General features: G+C 47.0%; 17 protein-coding genes. 6 read left to right on the top strand and 11 right to left on the bottom strand.

Going from position 1 to position 19,598, the window contains the following annotated elements; all coding sequences use genetic code 11:
- Positions 1-30: 30 nt before the first annotated feature.
- The 4 genes from NSQ38_RS06505 to NSQ38_RS06490 form a co-directional block, all read right to left on the bottom strand.
- Positions 31-1,377: a deoxyribodipyrimidine photo-lyase gene (locus NSQ38_RS06505; RefSeq protein WP_339787945.1), complete on the bottom strand. Its 1,347-nt coding sequence runs from the start codon at positions 1,375-1,377 to the stop codon at positions 31-33.
- Between the two features lie 27 nt (positions 1,378-1,404).
- Positions 1,405-2,568, bottom strand: a complete 1,164-nt coding sequence (locus NSQ38_RS06500) for a response regulator (protein WP_339787942.1) — start codon at positions 2,566-2,568, stop codon at positions 1,405-1,407.
- A gap of 99 nt (positions 2,569-2,667) precedes the next feature.
- Positions 2,668-5,763, bottom strand: coding sequence for an ATP-binding protein (locus tag NSQ38_RS06495; protein ID WP_339787939.1), 3,096 nt, complete (start codon positions 5,761-5,763; stop codon positions 2,668-2,670).
- Between the two features lie 239 nt (positions 5,764-6,002).
- Entirely contained in the window at positions 6,003-6,431 is a 429-nt protein-coding gene (locus NSQ38_RS06490; protein ID WP_339787936.1) for an SRPBCC domain-containing protein, read from the bottom strand.
- Between the two features lie 227 nt (positions 6,432-6,658).
- Here NSQ38_RS06490 and NSQ38_RS06485 point away from each other — a divergent pair, with 227 nt between their 5' ends.
- Positions 6,659-7,426, top strand: a complete 768-nt coding sequence (locus tag NSQ38_RS06485) for a class I SAM-dependent methyltransferase (RefSeq protein ID WP_339787933.1) — start codon at positions 6,659-6,661, stop codon at positions 7,424-7,426.
- Between the two features lie 264 nt (positions 7,427-7,690).
- On the opposite strand, the gene NSQ38_RS06480 is transcribed toward NSQ38_RS06485, so the two are convergent.
- Together NSQ38_RS06480 and NSQ38_RS06475 are read right to left on the bottom strand one after the other, a co-directional pair.
- Entirely contained in the window at positions 7,691-8,725 is a 1,035-nt protein-coding gene (locus tag NSQ38_RS06480; RefSeq protein WP_339787930.1) for an NADH:flavin oxidoreductase/NADH oxidase, read from the bottom strand.
- Between the two features lie 48 nt (positions 8,726-8,773).
- A complete protein-coding gene (locus NSQ38_RS06475; protein WP_017691642.1) occupies positions 8,774-8,965 on the bottom strand; it encodes a 2-hydroxymuconate tautomerase family protein in 192 nt (63 codons plus the stop codon).
- A 488-nt stretch (positions 8,966-9,453) separates the two neighbouring features.
- On the opposite strand from NSQ38_RS06475, the gene pepT reads away from it, so the two are divergent.
- Positions 9,454-10,692 (top strand): peptidase T, encoded by a 1,239-nt coding sequence (pepT, locus tag NSQ38_RS06470; protein WP_036671635.1) that lies wholly within the window; start codon positions 9,454-9,456, stop codon positions 10,690-10,692.
- A 136-nt stretch (positions 10,693-10,828) separates the two neighbouring features.
- Here the strand turns inward: pepT and NSQ38_RS06465 are convergent, their stop codons facing one another.
- Entirely contained in the window at positions 10,829-11,521 is a 693-nt protein-coding gene (locus NSQ38_RS06465; protein ID WP_339787927.1) for a cyclic nucleotide-binding domain-containing protein, read from the bottom strand.
- A 283-nt stretch (positions 11,522-11,804) separates the two neighbouring features.
- Between NSQ38_RS06465 and NSQ38_RS06460 the strand changes: the two genes are divergently transcribed.
- Positions 11,805-12,644, top strand: coding sequence for a methyl-accepting chemotaxis protein (locus NSQ38_RS06460; protein WP_338589254.1), 840 nt, complete (start codon positions 11,805-11,807; stop codon positions 12,642-12,644).
- A gap of 148 nt (positions 12,645-12,792) precedes the next feature.
- Here NSQ38_RS06460 and NSQ38_RS06455 read toward each other — a convergent pair whose 3' ends face one another.
- Positions 12,793-14,229, bottom strand: coding sequence for an alanine/glycine:cation symporter family protein (locus NSQ38_RS06455; RefSeq protein WP_074092731.1), 1,437 nt, complete (start codon positions 14,227-14,229; stop codon positions 12,793-12,795).
- Between the two features lie 329 nt (positions 14,230-14,558).
- Between NSQ38_RS06455 and NSQ38_RS06450 the strand changes: the two genes are divergently transcribed.
- Complete coding sequence (locus NSQ38_RS06450; protein WP_339787924.1) at positions 14,559-15,488, top strand: response regulator; 930 nt, start codon at positions 14,559-14,561, stop codon at positions 15,486-15,488.
- 176 nt (positions 15,489-15,664) lie between these two features.
- On the opposite strand, the gene NSQ38_RS06445 is transcribed toward NSQ38_RS06450, so the two are convergent.
- Entirely contained in the window at positions 15,665-15,841 is a 177-nt protein-coding gene (locus tag NSQ38_RS06445) for an aspartyl-phosphate phosphatase Spo0E family protein (protein WP_338589257.1), read from the bottom strand.
- 434 nt (positions 15,842-16,275) lie between these two features.
- Between NSQ38_RS06445 and NSQ38_RS06440 the strand changes: the two genes are divergently transcribed.
- Both NSQ38_RS06440 and NSQ38_RS06435 read left to right on the top strand, forming a co-directional pair.
- A complete protein-coding gene (locus NSQ38_RS06440; protein ID WP_091012490.1) occupies positions 16,276-16,899 on the top strand; it encodes a GPR1/FUN34/YaaH family transporter in 624 nt (207 codons plus the stop codon).
- 205 nt (positions 16,900-17,104) lie between these two features.
- Positions 17,105-17,617 carry an acyl-CoA thioesterase gene (locus NSQ38_RS06435; RefSeq protein ID WP_026081401.1) on the top strand — a complete coding sequence of 171 codons (513 nt, stop codon included), beginning with the start codon at positions 17,105-17,107 and terminating at the stop codon, positions 17,615-17,617.
- A 35-nt stretch (positions 17,618-17,652) separates the two neighbouring features.
- Here NSQ38_RS06435 and NSQ38_RS06430 read toward each other — a convergent pair whose 3' ends face one another.
- Together NSQ38_RS06430 and NSQ38_RS06425 are read right to left on the bottom strand one after the other, a co-directional pair.
- Positions 17,653-18,729, bottom strand: coding sequence for an anthranilate phosphoribosyltransferase (locus NSQ38_RS06430; protein ID WP_339787921.1), 1,077 nt, complete (start codon positions 18,727-18,729; stop codon positions 17,653-17,655).
- 18 nt (positions 18,730-18,747) lie between these two features.
- Entirely contained in the window at positions 18,748-19,341 is a 594-nt protein-coding gene (locus NSQ38_RS06425; RefSeq protein ID WP_338589262.1) for an ANTAR domain-containing protein, read from the bottom strand.
- Positions 19,342-19,598 lie beyond the last annotated feature (257 nt).

Here is a 19,598-nt window from a genome sequence, read left to right as displayed (position 1 = left end):
GTTTGGGCATGATCCTGCTTCTCACTGAGTCTACTTCCCACGACTCGCCAAAATCTGTTTATACACGTCAATAGCTGCCTGTCTCGAAGCCTTCAGATCAACAATGGCATCCTTGCGCGGCTGATGGATATCCTTGCTATGCAGATCCTTCAAATCTGGCAACCACTTTCGAATGTAGTCTCCTTGAGGATCGTACTTCTCCGATTGCGTTACCGGATTGTTCACCCGAAAATATGGAGCTGCGTTCTCACCAAGCGAGGCGCACCACAGCCAGTTACCTCGGTTCTGAATGTTATCATAGTCACTCAGCTTGCGCCTGAAATAGGCTTCACCCAAGGTGAATGGGCATTGCAGGTTTTTGGTGAGAAACATCGCCGTGAGAATCCGCAGCCGGTTTGGCATATGTCCGGTTTCATTCAGTTCCGTCATCGCTGCATCAATAATCGGAATGCCAGTCTCCGCCTTGCACCACCGTTCAAAGTGATCATCATGGAGAGCCGAGAGATCGTACACCTTTTCATATGTAAAATAGTGACTCTCATAGACGGCTCGATACAGATAGAAGTCGCGGAAACACAATTGCCTGATCCATTCCCCAGCCTCAGCCGTGCGACTCGCCGCATCATACATTTTGCGAATGGATACAGCTCCCACAGCTACGTAAGAACTGAGATGACTCGGCTCGTACGCCTCATATTCATCCCGATGATCACCATATTCAGCAATTCGATCTGACAAAAATTGATCCAACAGCAGATGCGGGTCCTCGTCATTCGAACCACTGCCCTCCAGCAACTCCGGAGGTACCTGCATTGCATCCGGCCATTCAATCTGACGATCACTCACCTTCAACTCTGCAACCGTTGTTGCCGAAGGAAGGTTGGGATGTTCATTCATGAATTCCACCCACCGCCGATGAAAAGCCGCAAATACCTTATAAGGCTCCGACTTGCCTGTAAAATTGGCAAATCCATTCAGATCCATCAGCAGATGATCCGTCAGTTGTGTGAACGTAACCTCGCGTGCCTCACTGACTTTGCGTATGGCCCTATCCCGCTCAATTGCATATGGCGTCATGTCCCGATGGACTACAATCTCGTCAATCTCACCTTTGAATTCGTTCAAGATGAATTCAACCACTTCAGCTGGATTGCCATAAGCAACATGCAGTTTTCGTTTGGCTTCAAGATAACGTCTGCCTAATTCCGCTGCATGCTGCCTGAAATTCACACCGCTGTGTTCCTTCTCTCGGCCTTGCCGCAGGAGAAATGCATCGTAGATGAGAACATGCACACTCTCTTCTTGGTGTTCCCGCAAATAATCGAATGCAGCCAGATCATCCGTACGCAAGTCTTTGCGGTGTATGAATAACTTCATGCCTCACCCTCCTGTCTGCACTTACGTTTATTTGTCCGTCAGGTTCTGATATAACCTGCTTGTTTCGGGCTCGGGCTGATACCCCAGATCCTCATTTAATGTCAATGTAAATGAATGATATAAACGAAGTATGCCTTGCTGATCATCCATGGATGCATACACTTCCATCATGAGTCGGCAGATCTCTTCCGAATAAGGCTCCCGTTCCTGCAATATCGTTAATTGCTCAATCGCTTCCTTGCCACGACCATGCTCCATGTCCCATCTCGCAATATCCATAACCAGCCCTGTGTACTTCCGTCTCAGTTCCCTTGCTTTGGCCTGTGCCCAGTGATAATCATGCTCTTCCAAATAATCGGCACGATAAAGCGGAATCATATGCCTCAAGTCATCAACATTGTCTGATGTGATGACGTTGTAGACCATGGATTTTTCGAATTGATCCACATCACTTACCAGATTGCCTGATAACAGGCGATAACGGTTCATATTGTACTCCAGCTTGCCTGTCATGTTCCATTCCTTAAACAGCTTTCGAATCTGGTACACGGAAGTATGTAGATGGGTTAATCCCTTTTCCTGGGAAACATCACCCCACAGCTTATCCAGCAGAATCTCCTTGCTTACCCATTCTTCCCTGTGATGAAACAAAAAAGCAAACAATTCCTGTGATTTGGTTGTGCGCCACTTATGTTTCTTGGCACCCTGATCCAAGCTTCTGTAGATATCCAGATGTTTGAACGTAAGCAGCCCCGGAACTTCAGTATCCAACTCCACAGATACATTTGCCGATTCCTGTATCTCGGCGGTGGCTGCAACTTGGGAAGTATGCGACATTATGCCCGCAATTCGATCAATGGTTTTGGTCAATCGGGCGGAGCTTACCGGTTTCAGTACATAATCCAGTGCATGCAGCTCGAATGCTTCCACTGCATGGTCCGCATAAGCCGTAACAAAGATGATACGAATACTCTGATCCAATTGCTGTATATATTCAGCCGCTTCCAGGCCATTCATCTCCGGCATTCCAATGTCCAAAAATACAACATCTACACGTTCGTTTGCCAGAAAATGCAGACCATCACGAGCTGTTGAAAAACATTGCACGGGTGTAATTCGTCCGTCCGCTCGTAGTAGTCGCTCCAGATGAAGCTGCGCTGGCCTCTCATCATCGATCACAATGGCTCTCACCGTTATTTCAGCCTCCTGCCATGAAAGATTCAATAGGAATACCGATTTTATCGGCATCCGCTTATTAGTCTGTTAACCATAATTGCTTAACTCGGCACATTAATTGGAATAATCCACCTTTTGCACAGGGATACGGAATCGGATCTGCGTGCCTTTACCCACATGGCTATGAATCTCGAGTCCCTGACCATAGAGAGACATCAGGCGACGGTTTATATTTTGCAGCCCGACACCTCCTGGACCTTCGGTGCGCCCTGACATGACCTGAGCCATACGCTCAGGAGGGATACCTACACCATCATCCTGAACCTGAACGACCACATGCTCGCTCTCTTTGAAAATTCTAAGCTGAACTGTCCCGCCGGCTGCCCTCTCCATCACGCCGTGGCGAATGGCATTCTCCACAAGTGGCTGAATACTGAGAGGTGGCAGATATAGATGCACGTCCGATTCCACCTCATACTCAACCACCAGTCTTTCCTCAAATCTCGCCTGTTCCAGATGCACATAAGACTCCACCAATTCCAGCTCTTTGGTCAAAGGAACAAGCTGCTCCCTGTTCTGGAAGTCAAAACTTCCACGCAGGTAATGACTCAATTCAATCAGCAGATCGGTTGCTTTGTCCGGATTCACTGCACAGGTCGCGATAATCACATTGAGTGCATTATATAGAAAATGCGGCTTGATTTGCGCCTGCAAAAAGGCCATTTCGGTCCGAATAGCCTCCTGCACAGAACTCCGCATCTCAATTAACGTCCGAACTCTGGCGCGCAATTCGCCGGCATCCACCGGTTTGCTCAGGAAGTCATTGGCTCCCGCCTGGAATCCGTGCTTGATATCCTCTGGCAACCCGCGAGCGGTCAGCATCAGAATCGGTAACTCTGACAGGGAACTGTGCTCACGCAGTTTGCGACATAACTCAAGTCCGGACATTTTGGGCATCATCCAGTCCGTTATGACAAGATCAATCGACGGGAATTCTTCACGAAGTTTCAATGCGGTGGACCCGCTATCTGCTGCGATAACCCGATATCGTTCCGTCGATAAAAGGTTAAGCAATACCTGTCGATTCACGGGGTCATCGTCCACAATCAAAATCGTATGCTCAGCTTCCGTAAGTTCATCCAGCTCATCTGACTCTCTTGTCACAAGCTCCTTCGTCCCTGCCCCCTGTGCAGCAACATATCGGGCGGCAGCTGGTTTCGAATGAGATTGCAGCAGCGGCAACTTCATAACAGGCAGGGTGAAATGAAAGGTCGAACCTTGCCCCGGCTCCGATTCAACCCAGATCTCACCACCGCCAAGCTCAACGAGTTTTCGCGTAATACTGAGACCCAGTCCGGTTCCATTATTCAATCGCTCGATCGTGCCGTTACTCTGCTCATACGCCTGGAAGATATCCTCCTGTTTGTCCAAGGCAATGCCTACCCCTGTATCAGCAACCGATACCTTCACCCAATCCCCTTCAACACTAGCGTACAATCGAATCTCACCCTGCTCAGTGTACTTATAGGCGTTACCCAGCAAGTTATACAGAACTTGTCTTAGGCGATCTTCGTCTGCCTCCACAAGTGGCAACGACTGGGGCCATTGCTGAATCAATATAACTGGCTTATCCTCAAACGTGAAACCCGAGACTTCAACCACAGTACGAGCAACGGATTCCAGATCAACAGGTACCCGTTTCAACTCGATCTCACTATTTTTTAATTTGGAAAAATCCAAAATATCGTTAACCAGCAGTGAAAGGCGCTTTCCGGTTGAAGTAATCATGGACAGATTTTTGGCTTGCTTGGGCGTGACTGCTCCGGCCGCCCCTTCCAGCATGGATTGCGCAATATTAATGATGCCATGCAGGGGAGTTCGCAGCTCATGAGACGTGTTAGCCATGAACTCGTCCTTCAGGCTGTCGATGGCAAGCAAACGCTCAGACAGGGCTTCCACGTCTCGGAATGATTGTGCAAAGCGGATTGCGGTCACAATCATCTGGGCAAATACAAATAATAAAAGTTCAATCAGCGCAAAGAACGCTGTGTCTAGGGTAGTGAACGCACCAAGGGTGTGCAACACAACAACCATGAGTATGCTCATCATGCTCACCAGTGCAAAGTGGCTATCATTCGGCCGTCCTTTCAACCAATAAAACATGGCTCTCAGCGTATAGAACATGACAACAAGGGAGATCAGTAACATGGGAAGCTCAAGAGACGAGAAAAGCGTGGGAGGGAGCGTAAGACCCACAATGGTCTGGGTAACGATCAACACTACAGCCAGACGAACAAACCACTGATGAACTGCTCCTGGCACACGGGCGTCCATATACCGAAGCAAAAAGTAATAGGCAAAGGCTGAACTAAGGAGCTGAATCCGAAGCATCTCATTATTGGTCAGGAACGGTACAAACGTCCCCAGTAACTTCTCCCCATGTGTCAGAGCGTATATCGCACCAGAAAGGCTGAATAATCCGAGAAAACGAAGCTCCTTCTCCGTACGTCGTAATCTGAATAGTAGTAGGAAAAAGGCGGCTGGCAAGATAAAACCAAATAAGGCCATCAGATCCTTGAGCCAATCTTGTTGCTGGCTTTTCAGAATGCTATGCTCGTCTCCAAACAAAATGGGCGCTACAATGCCCCCGGAAGAATAACTATAGTTCGATACCTGAATGATAATGTCAGCCGTGTTGCCCTCAATGGACGTGAATCCCGTAAAGGGCAGATTTAATTGTATATCTGTCGCCTTGGTCTTTCCTGGCAGGCCTTTGCCGCCAATCTCTTTACCATCAATAAATACCCGGTGGGCCATGCGTATATTCTGTGTGCGTATACCATAATCATTTTTCATCGTCCGGGGTGTAAGCTGGACTTGCAGGTGATAAGTTCCATACCCATGCGCTTGCCCCAGAGATTTGTTCCATCGGGCAGGAACCTGAGTACCAGACGAAGCCGGCAATGGCTTGCGACCGGATACACTTGCTTCAATATCTGCCGGACTCAGCAGCTGCCCAGGGTAGAAATCCCAGACACCCTTTAGAGACGCTGCACCCTTGCGATCAAAGTCCCATTGGGTCAGGTCAATTTTTCCATCTGTAGCCTGGGGGTTACTCCGTTCGCTAATTAACGTCTGGGCGATCCAACCCAGTGGAACAATGACAATACATATGAAGCTTATGGTCAGCATAATCCAGTGTTTTCTCATCTATGTATTCCTTCCATCCACAATGGCGAGAGACGTCTAATTTTGTCGATTATCACTATAATTCATGTTACACGTTTCTGGTGCTCACGGAAATAGTTTCCGTCTCATAATCGGTCAACTTCCTTATAATTTTAAGGATCTCTATCTGTTTTCGCCAGCTCCTAGTACACCAAGAAACCCCAGGCCGAATTTCACCGGAATGAACGGGCGAAATGGCCTGGGGTTGATTAAATGAAGATTTATTTAACAACTTGAGCAAGCTTCTGAACGATTCCGGCCCATCCCTGTTCCATACGTTCGCGTACGATAGCGTGGGCCTGTCCAAACTCGGTCAGTTTATCTGCATCCCAACCGCTATGAATCAGTGTAAAATCTGTACCTTCGGGCTGTTCATTCAGTTGGAACGTCAACGTCCAGTCCTTACCCCAGCGGAATGACAGCTTGTGCAGTGGAAGAACTTCCGTCACCTGACATGGTGATTGGCCGAAGGGGCCTGCTTCCAATATAAACTCGTGACCTTCCACGGGTTCCAGATTGCCTGGCATGAACCAGGTTTTCAGTCCCAGCTCGGTCGAGACCATTTCCCACACCTTCTCTACAGGTGCATGGAGCATCAGTTCCTGCCGTATATCTGGCAGTGCACTTGATGAACTTAATGATGAATCCATTCGAATCACCTCCTTATACATTTCATTTCGTATAACTACCCGAATAGAAGTTGACCTCCACTTCATCCCCACCCTATAATTGGAACATATTCCATAAAAGGTGCGTGATTCCTATGATAGTCTGCTCTGAAAAATCCAATTCCAACCGTTGCCGGAAGGGATAATCTTAACGTATTCCCTTCCACGTTTGCAATTCATTACATTGAAATGTGGGGGATACCTATACCATGTCTTTCAGTTATTACGGTCCATTATGTACCGCCGTATATGATCTAACCAAACCCGTGGGACACTCCTTGGGAGGAGACATTGAATTCTATCGCCATTATCTCCAGCGCTGCAAAGGACGTATCCTTGAAGCCATGTCGGGATCAGGTCGAGTGCTCATTCCTTTGCTTGAAGCAGGCTTGAAGGTGGATGGAATTGATTATTCAATGGATATGATCGACTCTTGCCGTTCTCGTTGCACCGAGCGGGCATTGCCCATGCCTGAGCTGTTTGTTGCCGATCTGGAGAAGCTTGACCTTCCATATCGATACGAGGCAATTATCATTCCCGGAGGTTCTCTGCTCCTCATTCAAGACAGACAGGCGTCGATTAACGTATTACGTAATCTATTTCAGCATTTAGAACCTGGCGGCAGGCTCGTGTTTGATCTGTTTCTGCCCGATGTGACACAACCCTCTTCTGTAGAAACATCAACCGTTTCATTACCCGATGGTGATACGATCACGGTAGAAGTGAAAACCATTGAGGTAAACCTTCTTCACCAGTACAAATCAAGTCTCATTCGCTACGAACAATGGCATCAGGGTGCTCTTGCCGCTACGGAGCTGCAACAACTCACTCTGCGTTGGTACGGCATAGAAGAGTTACGCCTAATTCTCGAACACATTGGTTTCTCTGACATTAAAGTGTACGCCGACTTTAACCCGGATCAACCACCCACGCAGTCCAATCAAAAATTCGTCTATGAAGCGACTCGAAGAGCGTAGTCATCCGTATTGATGCTTCTCATTATAAAAAAATTAGGCCACAGCAAAGGTTATCCCCTGCTGTGGCCTATTTTACTATATAAAATTTGCAATAACATTTACATGAGAACGCAGAGGGCAGAAATAGCCTGAAGAAGCGGAGCGTTCGCCTTTATCCTCAGATTTTCACCTTTGAAAAAGTGAATCAAAAAAATCTGGGGATAACAGCGATCGGAAGGTTATTCTGTCATCGGAGTGGCAAGTGTAAGTATAATTTAGAGCAAATTAGTATCCACGAGAATATTGCTCTGCAATGGCAGCTCGATCCTTGCTGACACCCAGTTCCAGAGCCGCATGGTTCGCCCAGTACGGATCACGTAGCATGCCTCTGCCAACGGCAACCAGATCCGCATCACCGTTGCCAATCACCGCCTGAGCCAATGCTGCATCCTCCAGCATACCCACTGCGATTACAGGAACGTTCAGTTCTTCACGGAAGCGACGGGCAAATGGCACTTGATACCCCGGATAGTTCCCCGGTTTCCGCTGTCCCGAAGGTCCTTCGCCACCTGAACTGATATGGAACATGTCCACGCCTGCATCTTGGTAGGCACGAGCGATATTGATCGTGTGGTCGATGTCGTATCCACCATCCGCGTATTCTACAGCCGAAATCCGCAAAATCAGCGGCATATCTGCTGGCATTTCTTTTTTCACCGCCCGAATGACTTCAACGCCAAAACGGGACAGATCCTGCCCATATACATCTTCACGATGATTCATCAGCGGAGAATGGAACTGGTGGATCAGGTATCCATGTGCGCCGTGCAGCTCAATGGTATCCACTCCAGCCTGTACTGCGCGGCGAACACCGTCTGCGAACTTCTGCACCATGGCTTCTACCTCTTCTGTACTTAACGCACGCGGTTCCTTGTACTTTTCTCCCGGGAATGTAACTACCGATGGGGCAACCGGCTGCGGTGCATCCTCTGCTTTTCGTCCGGCGTGTGCGATCTGAATAGCTACTTTGGAGCCGTAGGCATGAATTCCGTCTACAAGTTTGGTGAAGGCAGGCACATGCTCATCTGACCATATACCCAAGTCATTATCGGTAATACGTCCATCCGGATCTACATCGGTCATCTCGATTACAATCAGTCCTGTTCCTCCAACCGCACGGCTCACATAGTGAACCTGATGCCAATCGTTCGGAATGCCATCCTTCGCAGTGACAGAATATTGGCACATCGGTGCCATGACGACACGGTTATTTAATTGCAGGCTCTTGAATTGATAAGGGGAAAATAATTGTTCAGTCATTGATGTTGCATCTCCTGTTCCATGATCATGATATATATGAAGCCTTACTTATTTGTCTAAGTCCGAAAACAGTTTTCCGTTCTTGCCGTAATTGTCCTTCTCCAAATCCTCAATGAAGATAAAGACTTTGCTCGGATCAACATCCAATGTCTCACAAGCCACCTGAGTCATACGTTCAATCAACTGACGTTTCTGCTCGACCGACTTGCCTTCCAGTACCTTAACCGTGATAAATGGCATGTCTTGAACACATCCTTTCTTCATCATTTATTATGAACCTCGGTTATAGAAATACAAGTACGTACATTTTTGTGACCTAGTACCCTTTTTGATACCTAATCATCCTCACATTTCGGTTCTGCCCCATTCTGGAAATGACTGCAAAACATGATATGATAACCGTAGAGAACCACAATAATTACTATACCCAATTTACATAAGTTGTGACTAACGGTTACACGATAACGGAGAGGGCAGAAATAACCTGTAGAAGCGGAGCTAAAAGCTTTCTGCAAGAAAGCTACTTCGAAAGCATACACTTCGCCTAAAAGCTTTCTGAAAGAAAGCTGCATCGAAAGCATACGCTATCCTCAGATTTTCACCTTTGTAAAAGTGGATCAAAAAATCTGGGGATAACAGCGATCAGAAGGTTATTCTGGCCTCGTAGTGGATCAGTGTAAAACAAGTAGCTCAACTTATATACTACTCAAGCTAGGGAGAGATTATAGATGAAAGATATATTAATTCAAAGACTGAGCACTTACGTTCAGATGGATACCCAATCTGATGAAAATAGTGAGACATGCCCTTCCACACCCGGCCAACTGGCCTTGGGCAAACTGCTCGTTGAAGAGTGTACCTCCATTGGTCTGCAAGATGTGACGATGGATGAGAACGGTTATGTCATGGCTACACTGCCATCCAATACCGACAAGGATGTTCCCGTAATCGGTTTCCTGGCTCACCTCGATACAGCGACCGACTTTACTGGCAAAAATGTCAAACCACAGGTTATCGATAACTATGACGGTGCTGACATTGTGCTGAACTCGGAGCTAGACGTAGTACTGTCCAACAAGGATTTCCCGGAGCTGCATGAGTATAAAGGCCACACCCTGATCACAACCGATGGTACAACATTGCTTGGTGCAGACAATAAGGCAGGCATTGCTGAGATCATGACCGCGATGGCCTATCTGATTGAACACCCGGAAGTGAAACACGGTAAGATTCGGGTTGCTTTTACCCCGGATGAAGAGATTGGCCGTGGACCGCACAAGTTCGATGTAGCTGCTTTTGGAGCCAAATATGCGTACACGGTTGATGGTGGACCGCTTGGCGAGCTGGAATACGAGAGCTTTAACGCAGCTGCCGCCAAAATTACAGTACGAGGCACCAATGTGCATCCCGGAACAGCGAAGGATAAAATGGTGAACTCTCTGAAAATTGCAATGGAATTGAATCGACGCCTGCCTGTGGAGGAAGCTCCTGAATTCACGGACGGTTACGATGGTTTCTATCATCTGTTGTCTTTGGAGGGTGACGTTGAGCTGACGAAAATGAGCTATATCATCCGTGATTTCGACCGGGAGAAGTTTGAAGAGCGCAAAACAAATCTGCTCCATATCGCAAACGAACTGAAGACCAAGTATGGAGAGAAAAGCATCACAGTTGAATTGAATGACCAGTACTATAACATGCGCGAGAAAATTGAACCCGTACGCCAGATCGTCGACATTGCCCATGAAGCCATGACCCGACTGGATATCGAACCTGTGATTCGCCCCATCCGGGGAGGAACAGATGGTTCCCAGCTATCCTATATGGGCATGCCAACACCAAATATCTTCACTGGCGGTGAAAACTACCATGGCAAATTCGAATATGTATCGGTAGACAATATGGTGAAGGCAACCCGTGTCATTGTAGAGATCGCTCAATTGTTCGAGCAACGCGGAGATATCTAATTCACCTAAAGTACAGAGCAAAAAGAGCACCCCTTGGTATATTCGGGAGGGTGCTCTTTGTTATGCCATATTGTATTTTATTGTGTCGCATCATGTCGCATAGATATGTAGGCTTGGTCTTTATTTTAAAATGCCATCACTCATATATATTGCCTCCCGCGATGACACGCAACTGATCCAGATCACAGATCACAAGCTTTCGTTGCACTTTGCGAATAATATTTCGATTACACAGATCTTGAACAACTCTATTAAGATGTCTATAGCTGGTGCCCAGCATATCCGCCAGTTCGGTGAGCTTGGAGGTCTGAATCTCTTCCGAAGAGGACTCGTCCTGGCCCATTGTGGACAACAGATAGCTGGCAAATCGGCTCTCGACCGGATATAACATGTTCAGACTCGACAGGTTCGAGAAGGTATACAATTTGTGTGTAACTTGACTCAGCATAAAGTGGAGAAATTTAGGGTTCTCTGCATACGTATTCTGGAGAGCGCGATAACTGATACCCAGTAACAGGCTTTTGCTCACAGACTCTACCGTATTCATAGCCTCCTTGCCATTCACCAGTTCCAAATCTCCCACAAGCGCAAGTGGTGTACTGAAACGAAGCAACAGAGACTTCCCGTTAGGCAGGGTGGTATAGATCTTGAGTTTGCCCTGCACGAGAAAATACAATCGCTCGGGTCGTTCACCTTTGGCACATATCATCTCGCCCTTCGCGGCCTCAAGCAGTCGCAACTCAGCGAGCGCAGACTCGTCCAGCACCTTATCCAACCCATTCTCACGGGCAAGTTGCCGCACAAGTCCAAAGTCCATAATTTCCTTCATTCCGACTTCCCCTCCGTTGTCGTATATAACATATGCAAAAGGACATATGTCCCATAATTGATATACACTCGTACAAATATCTTGATATAAAAATAGTTACAACTAACACTTATATCCAATAAATCAGTTCACATGGTAAATATTTAAAAATTTAATCATAAAATGTTCATTCTTTCATACAAAATACCGTTCACGAAAAGCCATTTCTATCCGATGAAAGATAGAGCATTCCATAGATCGTTAAAAATAATACATTCAAATATTGAAAGGATGGTCCTCTTCCATGAACGTTGTAGATGCCCTGCTTAAAGTAATGCCTTATATCAGCATGATCCTTAGAGAACCAGCTAGTTTAACTGTATATGATCACGAAAAGGTATTGGAGGTTGTTACCACCGACAAGTTTGACCTTGGTTTTGAAAAAGGAATGCCACTCTTGGAATCGTATCAAAACTTTGCCATCTTAAAAAACGGAAGAGAAGCTACTCTCGCTACTCTCTCCAAGGAAGTTTATGGTATCGAACTGGATATTTTGAACATTCCGATCTTTGATGATAACCAGAACGTTGTTGCTGTTTTCTGTGTATCTTACGACCAATCCAACCAGAACCAACTTGAGGACATTATACAAGAAAATCAAACCATCAATGGTAACCTCGTTGATATGGTGCAGCATGTCGCCGCTCATGCCGAAGAATTGCAAGCAACCAGTGAGCAGATCCTGCAGAACACACGGATTGCTGTTCAGAACTCTTCCCAAATCAACAAAGTAGCTGGATTCATTCGTGAAATCTCTGAACAAACCAACTTGCTTGGCCTGAATGCCGCTATTGAAGCCGCTCGCGTTGGTGAGGCAGGCGCTGGCTTCGGTGTGGTTGCTTCCGAAGTACGCAAACTCTCTGTGGATGCCAAACAAGCTACAAGTGATATCGATACCAGCCTGAGAGATGTACAACAGGTCATCAAACAGATGGAAGTTGAAGTCTCCCAGATTGCAGCCTCTTCACAGGAACAAGCAACGCTTGTAGCATCCTTTACCGATGTGATTGAGCAGCTTAACGAAACAGGGGCACGAATGAAAACTCTATCCGAACAATTGATCAGTTATTCGGTTAAAAAGTAATTAAAATATATCTTTTGATGTACTTTAGCTAGTGCAAAGAAACATTTTATATGCAACAAACAGGACTCGGGTTGCCCATGATGGATAATCCAAGTCCTGTTGTTTGTTGTGCCCATTTGTATATAACCAACCAGGTACAGATGAAATCTTAATTGGCTACATGTATTGATTTATCTCCAATAACTTCTTCTTCCGACTGCCAGCATTCCACTTCACCCGGAATATGAATCCGGTCCCGGGTAAAGACGGGATCACGGCCTTCAGCCTTCTGTTTTTTGTAGTCCTTCAATGCTTCGAACGTCACCTTGGACAGCATCAGAATCGCAATCAGGTTCACCACCACCATGAGCCCCATGAACAGGTCAGCCAAATCCCATACCAGCTGCACTTTGGCTACCGCACCAAACACCACCATCGCGATAACGCAAATACGGTATACCCACAGCCAAACTTTGTTGGATTTGATAAACTCAATGTTGGTTTCTCCGTAGTAATAATTTCCGATTAGTGTACTGAAGGCAAACAGGAACACCATAACCGCCAGGAATCCCGATGCCCATGAACCAATATGTACACTTAATGCTGCCTGAGTTAACTCAATGCCACCCAGATCGGAACCTTTGTACACTCCTGATAGCAAAATAATCATGGCTGTGCTTGTACATATCACTAACGTATCTGTCAGCACGCCAAATGCCTGGATAAGTCCCTGTTTCACTGGATGTGTTGTATCCGCCGTTGCAGCAGCATTCGGGGCACTACCCATCCCCGCCTCATTGGAGAACAATCCACGTTTCACACCGTTCATCAGTGCAGCGCCCAGCGTTCCGCCAGCCACCTGTTCAATGCCGAAGGCATTTTTGACGATCAATGCAATCATGGCCGGAAGCTGGGTAATGTTCGCCAACACCACAAAAGCCGCTACCCCAATGTACAATACAGCAAGCACAACGACAATGTATTCCGACGCTTTGGCAATCCGTTTGACACCGCCCATAATAATTCCTGCAAATACCACGGCCATAATGATCCCTACCGTTAACCGATCCGTGCCAAATGAGTTCTCAAATGCAACAGTAATCGTGTTAGACTGCACCGCATTAAAGACCAAACCGAATGAAAGTGTGATGAGAATGGCAAATAAAATCCCCATCCAGCGCTTTCCTAGCCCACGCTCCATATAATACGCCGGACCCCCGCGGAATCCGCCCTTATCCTTCACTTTATAGATCTGAGCCAGCGTGCTCTCCACAAAACTGGAGGCAGAACCAATAATCGCAATAACCCACATCCAGAATACAGCCCCGGGTCCCCCCAGTGCGATCGCCAGTGCAATACCGGTAATATTGCCTGTGCCTACACGGGCCGCCATACTAATACAGAACGCCTGAAAAGGTGAAATTTTGCCTGGTTCCTTGCTTTTCGGCTCTAGAAGCACCTTCACCATATCTCCAATCATGCGGAATTGCATGAATCGGGTCTTGGTGGTGAAGTATATCCCACATACTACCAATAGTATAATTAACACTTTGGACCATAGAAAATCATTGAAAATGACGACAATATCTTGTATTGTTTGCTCCATCGGTATGCCCCTTTTTATGGTGTATTTCAAGCACAGAGATGGTCACGTGAAAAGTTTGTACCATTCTGCACAACACTAGCCCCAGACTTCGGGATGTTACTTATACTACAAGGGCATCTACGAAAATCGACAAATACCTACATGCAATTCCTACATTTATTTTAAAATTGGGCTTTGATTGCCCAAACATTGTCATAGAACCTGACATGTCAGGTTCTATGCAAGAAGGAAAGGAACGATTACACTGGAACGAGAGTTCATGGCGGAGTTAACCGCCTTTACCATAGATTTATCAATCACACCATTCGCAGAGAAAGGGAATGACTGACATGCGTTATTTTATCGTGGATGATGATCCTGGCGTTCGTTCCATGTTGATGGATATTATTGAGGATGAAGGCCTTGGCGATATTGCTGGGGAAGCTGAGGACGGAGCACATATTCACGCGGAACTGTTGGAGCTGCATAAGGTGGATGTACTGCTGATTGATCTGCTGATGCCACAACGAGACGGGATTCAGACCGTGCGGGCGCTTGAGGGAAGGTTTGAGGGCAAGATCGTCATGATCTCCCAGATCGAGTCGAAAAATATGATCGGAGAAGCCTATTCACTAGGCATTGAATATTATATTACGAAGCCGATTAACCGGCTGGAGATCCTATCTGTTCTGCGGCTGGTGAGCGAAAGGCTTCGGATGCAGCAATCCATCGCAGATATTCAGCGGACATTGCAGGGACTGTCCGGTTTGAATTCTACCGAACGCGCTACGGCTCCGGTTCCGGACAAAACAATCACGACTGCAGGACATTTCCTCCTGTCCGAGATGGGCATGATCGGCGAAGCGGGCAGCAGGGATCTGCTGGACATGCTGGAATATCTGGAGCAAGTAGAGACAGATGAGCATAAGCTGTCGCCCTATACATTCCCATCCCTCAAGGACATCTTCCAGAACGTAGCGGTACGCAAGCTGGGAGACAACGCATCACTCGCAGAGATTAACAAGGAGATCAAGGCATCGGAACAACGTGTTCGCAGAGCCATCTTCCAGACGCTGAGCCATGTGGTGTCTCTGGGATTAACGGATTATACACATCCCAAGTTCGAGAACTATGCATCCAAATTTTTTGATTTCACCGAAATCCGCAAGAAAATGCTGGAGCTGCAAAACAATGTGGAGCCTTCCTTGTCCCAGACACGCATTAATACGAAAAAATTCGTACAGGTTCTATACTTAGAAGCCAAACGATTGCTGCATTAAACAGGTAGATGATTGATATTCGGCAAAAAAACAAACGGGCATGAATACTATGCCGGAATGGTACTGCCTCTTCAACGGAGGCAGTCCATTCCGGCCATATTCATGCCCGTCTGTACGATCAAGTGTTACTTATCTATGTGATTCGTTCTGTATTTAAAATCAAAATCCCTTCGGGTTCAGGCCCGTGAATGGTTTCGGCTAATTCGGTTATACTCATTAATCAATTCGTCCAATGCCATAGACTGCCGAATCACATCGGGATGTCCAAGACCACCTTTGTTATGCTCTACCAGCACATAAAGGTTATGTCTGGCCTTCTCTATTTTATTTTTCAAATCCAAACTCATAACCATAACCCCTGATACCTCCTTATTCTGTGAACCATTTTAGTTTTTCCTGTCAATCTATAGTTGGATTAACATATGGCATAGGAGACAAGGATGTTTTGTATTCTTCTCCATTTTTTGATAAAGATTATTTTATCACACAAGAGCTTATCCGAAAATGGCTGATATGACGCAATTTAGTGGTAATCACAAGGCCTTTATTCTAACGTCTGGCCTCATCATTCACGGCCAGAATGGATTGTGTCGTAAATGTGTATATTGAAAAAACAAAAAGTCTATTGGTTCAAAAGGTAATAAAATCCCTTTCCATAATGGGGGCATTCAGGTACAATAGGGCGATGTGTGTGTCCGGACCCGGCGGATACAAATGATGTAATTTAGAGGACGGCCAACGACGGCCATGGATCCTGATTTGATATTATTGGAGGCTTATCATCACCATGCAAACCGATTCACAGACTAAAGTCAAAATTGTTAACGCCGATCCCAGCGCAATGGGATTATTTGGGTTGGCTATCGTAACCCTGGTCGCTTCTTCCCAAAAGCTTGGCATTACGGATGGACTTAGCTACGCTATTCCTTGGGCGATCTTCCTGGGTGCCTTTGCCCAGTTATTCGCATGTATTCAAGATTCCAAACGCAACAACACCTTTGGCACAACAGCTTTTGGCGCGTATGCATTCTTCTGGTTTGCCATGGCGGCCAACTGGATGATCAAAATGGGCGTATTTGGCTCCACGCTTGCTGAACAGGCCGATGGCAAGCAGCTCGGATTCGCTTTTGCCGGATACCTTGTATTCACCCTGTTCATGACAATCGGTGCTATTGAAGCAAATAAAGTATTGCTTATCATCTTCATTCTGATTGACTTCCTGTTCCTTGGCTTGACCTTTGACGCTTTCGGCGTAGCTCCTCACATTTTCCACACCATTGCAGCATACGCTGAAATGGCGATCGGAATTGTGTCCCTGTATGGTACAGGTGCTTCGGTACTGAATGCTCACTTCGGTTATGCGTTCTTGCCGATCGGCAAACCGTCCGGCATTTTCAAACCCAAGGCTTAATATACAGCAGTAAACCGCCAGCGCGCCGGTCCGCGCCTGGCGGTTTTTTTGCAGTCCAACTTCATTTGAATATGTATCTGACCGACACCTATACTAGGGATAATAGACCAAAAAAAGACCCTGTAACACATGAAATGTCACAGCAGCCATACTGTAAGGAGGAAAAAGCATGAGAGAGATACCGAAACCTACGGAGATGGATCAGGTGGAGAAAAAGTATGTACGCGAAACGCGTTGTTTTAAGACGGCACGGGTGTTCCCAACCGATGTCAACAATCATAACACACTGTTCGGCGGCAAGCTGATGTCCTACATCGATGATATTGCATCCATCGCCGCTTCCAAGTTATGCCGGGTCAATACCGTAACAGCATCAACTGACTCGGTCGATTTCCTGTACCCGATTAACCCAACGGATTCCGTTACGCTGGAATCGTTCGCGTCCTGGACCGGACGCAGTTCCATGGAGATTTTTGTGAAGGTGATTCGTGAGGATCTGAAGACCGGAGAGAAGAAAATTGCGGCGACTGCATTTCTGACCTTTGTGGCCTTGGACGAAAACAATCGAAAACTGATTGTACCTCGTATTATCCCGGAGACGGAAGAAGAGAAGAAACTATACGAGACCGCTCCGGATCGGGCGGCCATGCGGAAACAACGGCGGGAAGAGAGCAAGAAATTCGCTGACTTCCTGACCGTTACTTATCCTTGGGAGTAAGGACACACTAAACAAGCACAAGCTTGAACCAAGGCTTATCTGGACGATGCCGGATAGATGGACATCGCTCTATTATCCGGCAGTTCGCCACCCATGGAGACACACCACTGTTGATAGATGCGATATGCTGCACCACTCTCCAGTAACCCCTGACAAGTGTATATGCCCTCTTCGATGGAATTGACACGCCCCGCGGCGTACAAGCGGAATCCTCCATTTAACAAGACCTGATTCACAAAAGCGATATGACCATCGCCGCTTAATACACTTTCCGCCACTTCAAGCTGCTTCGCAGCCGTCCAGACCAGTTCCGGCACGGGCATATCCAGTTCATAGGCTGCAGGATCAACCAGTTCCAGCTTCATATCGCCGTCTTCCACTGCGTATACGCGGGTTGGCCGATCAATGTACAGATCCTCAGAACCTTCCATCCCCTGTACAACATAAGCACGACGATAGTTAAACCGGGTGAGCAACTTCGCAATCCGATCCAGAAAGGTATTATGAAACACACCAAACACCAAATACGGTGAATGGTTATAATCAATCAGTTTCTCTGCCGTGTTAAACACCGTACGGAATCCCAGCTCTTCCCGTAACGGACGAAGCTTGCGAAGAGGCTCACACCACTCCTCGGAGGATACGTACATGACACCGGAACGCAACGCAGCCCCACGGGCATCTTCCCGATCCATTTTACGTGTATCAATTCCCGCTTCCTTTAATAGAACCGACAGCGTAACGCCCCACTTGGGCGGTAAAGGATCACTCCCGTGTAAAGTCACCGGCAACCCGGCAGCCGCGAGTACAAACGCAACCGGAAACGTGGCCATGAACGACTTCGTCCGCCCGTCATAGGGACCCGCACAGTCCAATCCGTCCTGAAATACGGAGAAACGTTCCGCACTGTTACGGCATGCATGAACAAAGGCTTCCAGTTCCTCGACGTTTTCCATTTTCATTCGTTCAGCCATTAGAAACGCAGCCGTCTGGGCAGGGGAAACCTCCTGTTTTAGGATTTTCTCTGCAACGGTCAGTGCCTCTGTATAATTCAGATCACGCGAGCCTCGTTTCCCACGTCCGACTTCTCGGAGTATCTGAGACATATCCATGGAGAATCCTCCTTCCAATTAAGACTGGAGCAGTTGATGGGCCTTCACAATCGCTGTGGCTACATCAACCATCCGTTTGCGTTCATCCATCGCTTTCTTGCGTAACAGGTCATAGGCTTCGGCCTCGGAGATCTGCTTCAGATCACTAAGGATAGCCTTCGCCATATCAATCCACTTCCGATCCTCCAGCCTGGATTGCAGCTGCTTCCGTTCCTGCTCCCACTGTTTGCGTTCCATGTAGCGCCGAGCTGCAAAGTGAAGAGTCCAATGGATCTCGGGCCCGGTCATGGATGGTGTAAGTATTCCATCAAATGAAGTTTCGACCTCGCAGGATTCTGCGGAGGAAGAAGCCGTATCTGGCGCACACCACCAGAGCAGCGGGGAATCCGACTTCCCCTTTCCCAGGCAGTTCACCCAGTACTCCACATCGGCCAGCGACAGATGCAAGATGGACGCTTCCGCTGCAATAGCCAGCTTCAACGCTTCCGTTTCACTGCCCGCCACCTGTACATGGTACCCGTTTGCTCCCAGCAGCCTCTCCGGTGTCAGAGGGATTGCATCGGATGAGGCAGCTATCGTTGGTTGAACACGGATGACCAATAAAGATCGCATGATGGATCAATCCCTCCCTATGGCGTATAGTCAGAGTCCACAACATTTAAGACGTTAATACACAAAAGTGATAAATATGTTACATTACCTAACAAAAGTTAAGTAGTGACGATTATGCGTCTTATTTTCAACATTAAAATGATCTTTTCATGCCTCAAAATGATCTTTTTATGCCCCATCATGTTGCAATAAAAAAGGGTCAAACACTATACATGGCACCTTTTCTACAGTGTTTATCATATCCAGCGTGCTAACGT

This window comes from Paenibacillus sp. FSL R7-0313, assembly GCF_037969885.1.
Classification (GTDB): domain Bacteria; phylum Bacillota; class Bacilli; order Paenibacillales; family Paenibacillaceae; genus Paenibacillus.
This window is presented reverse-complemented; position numbering and strand designations above follow the sequence as displayed.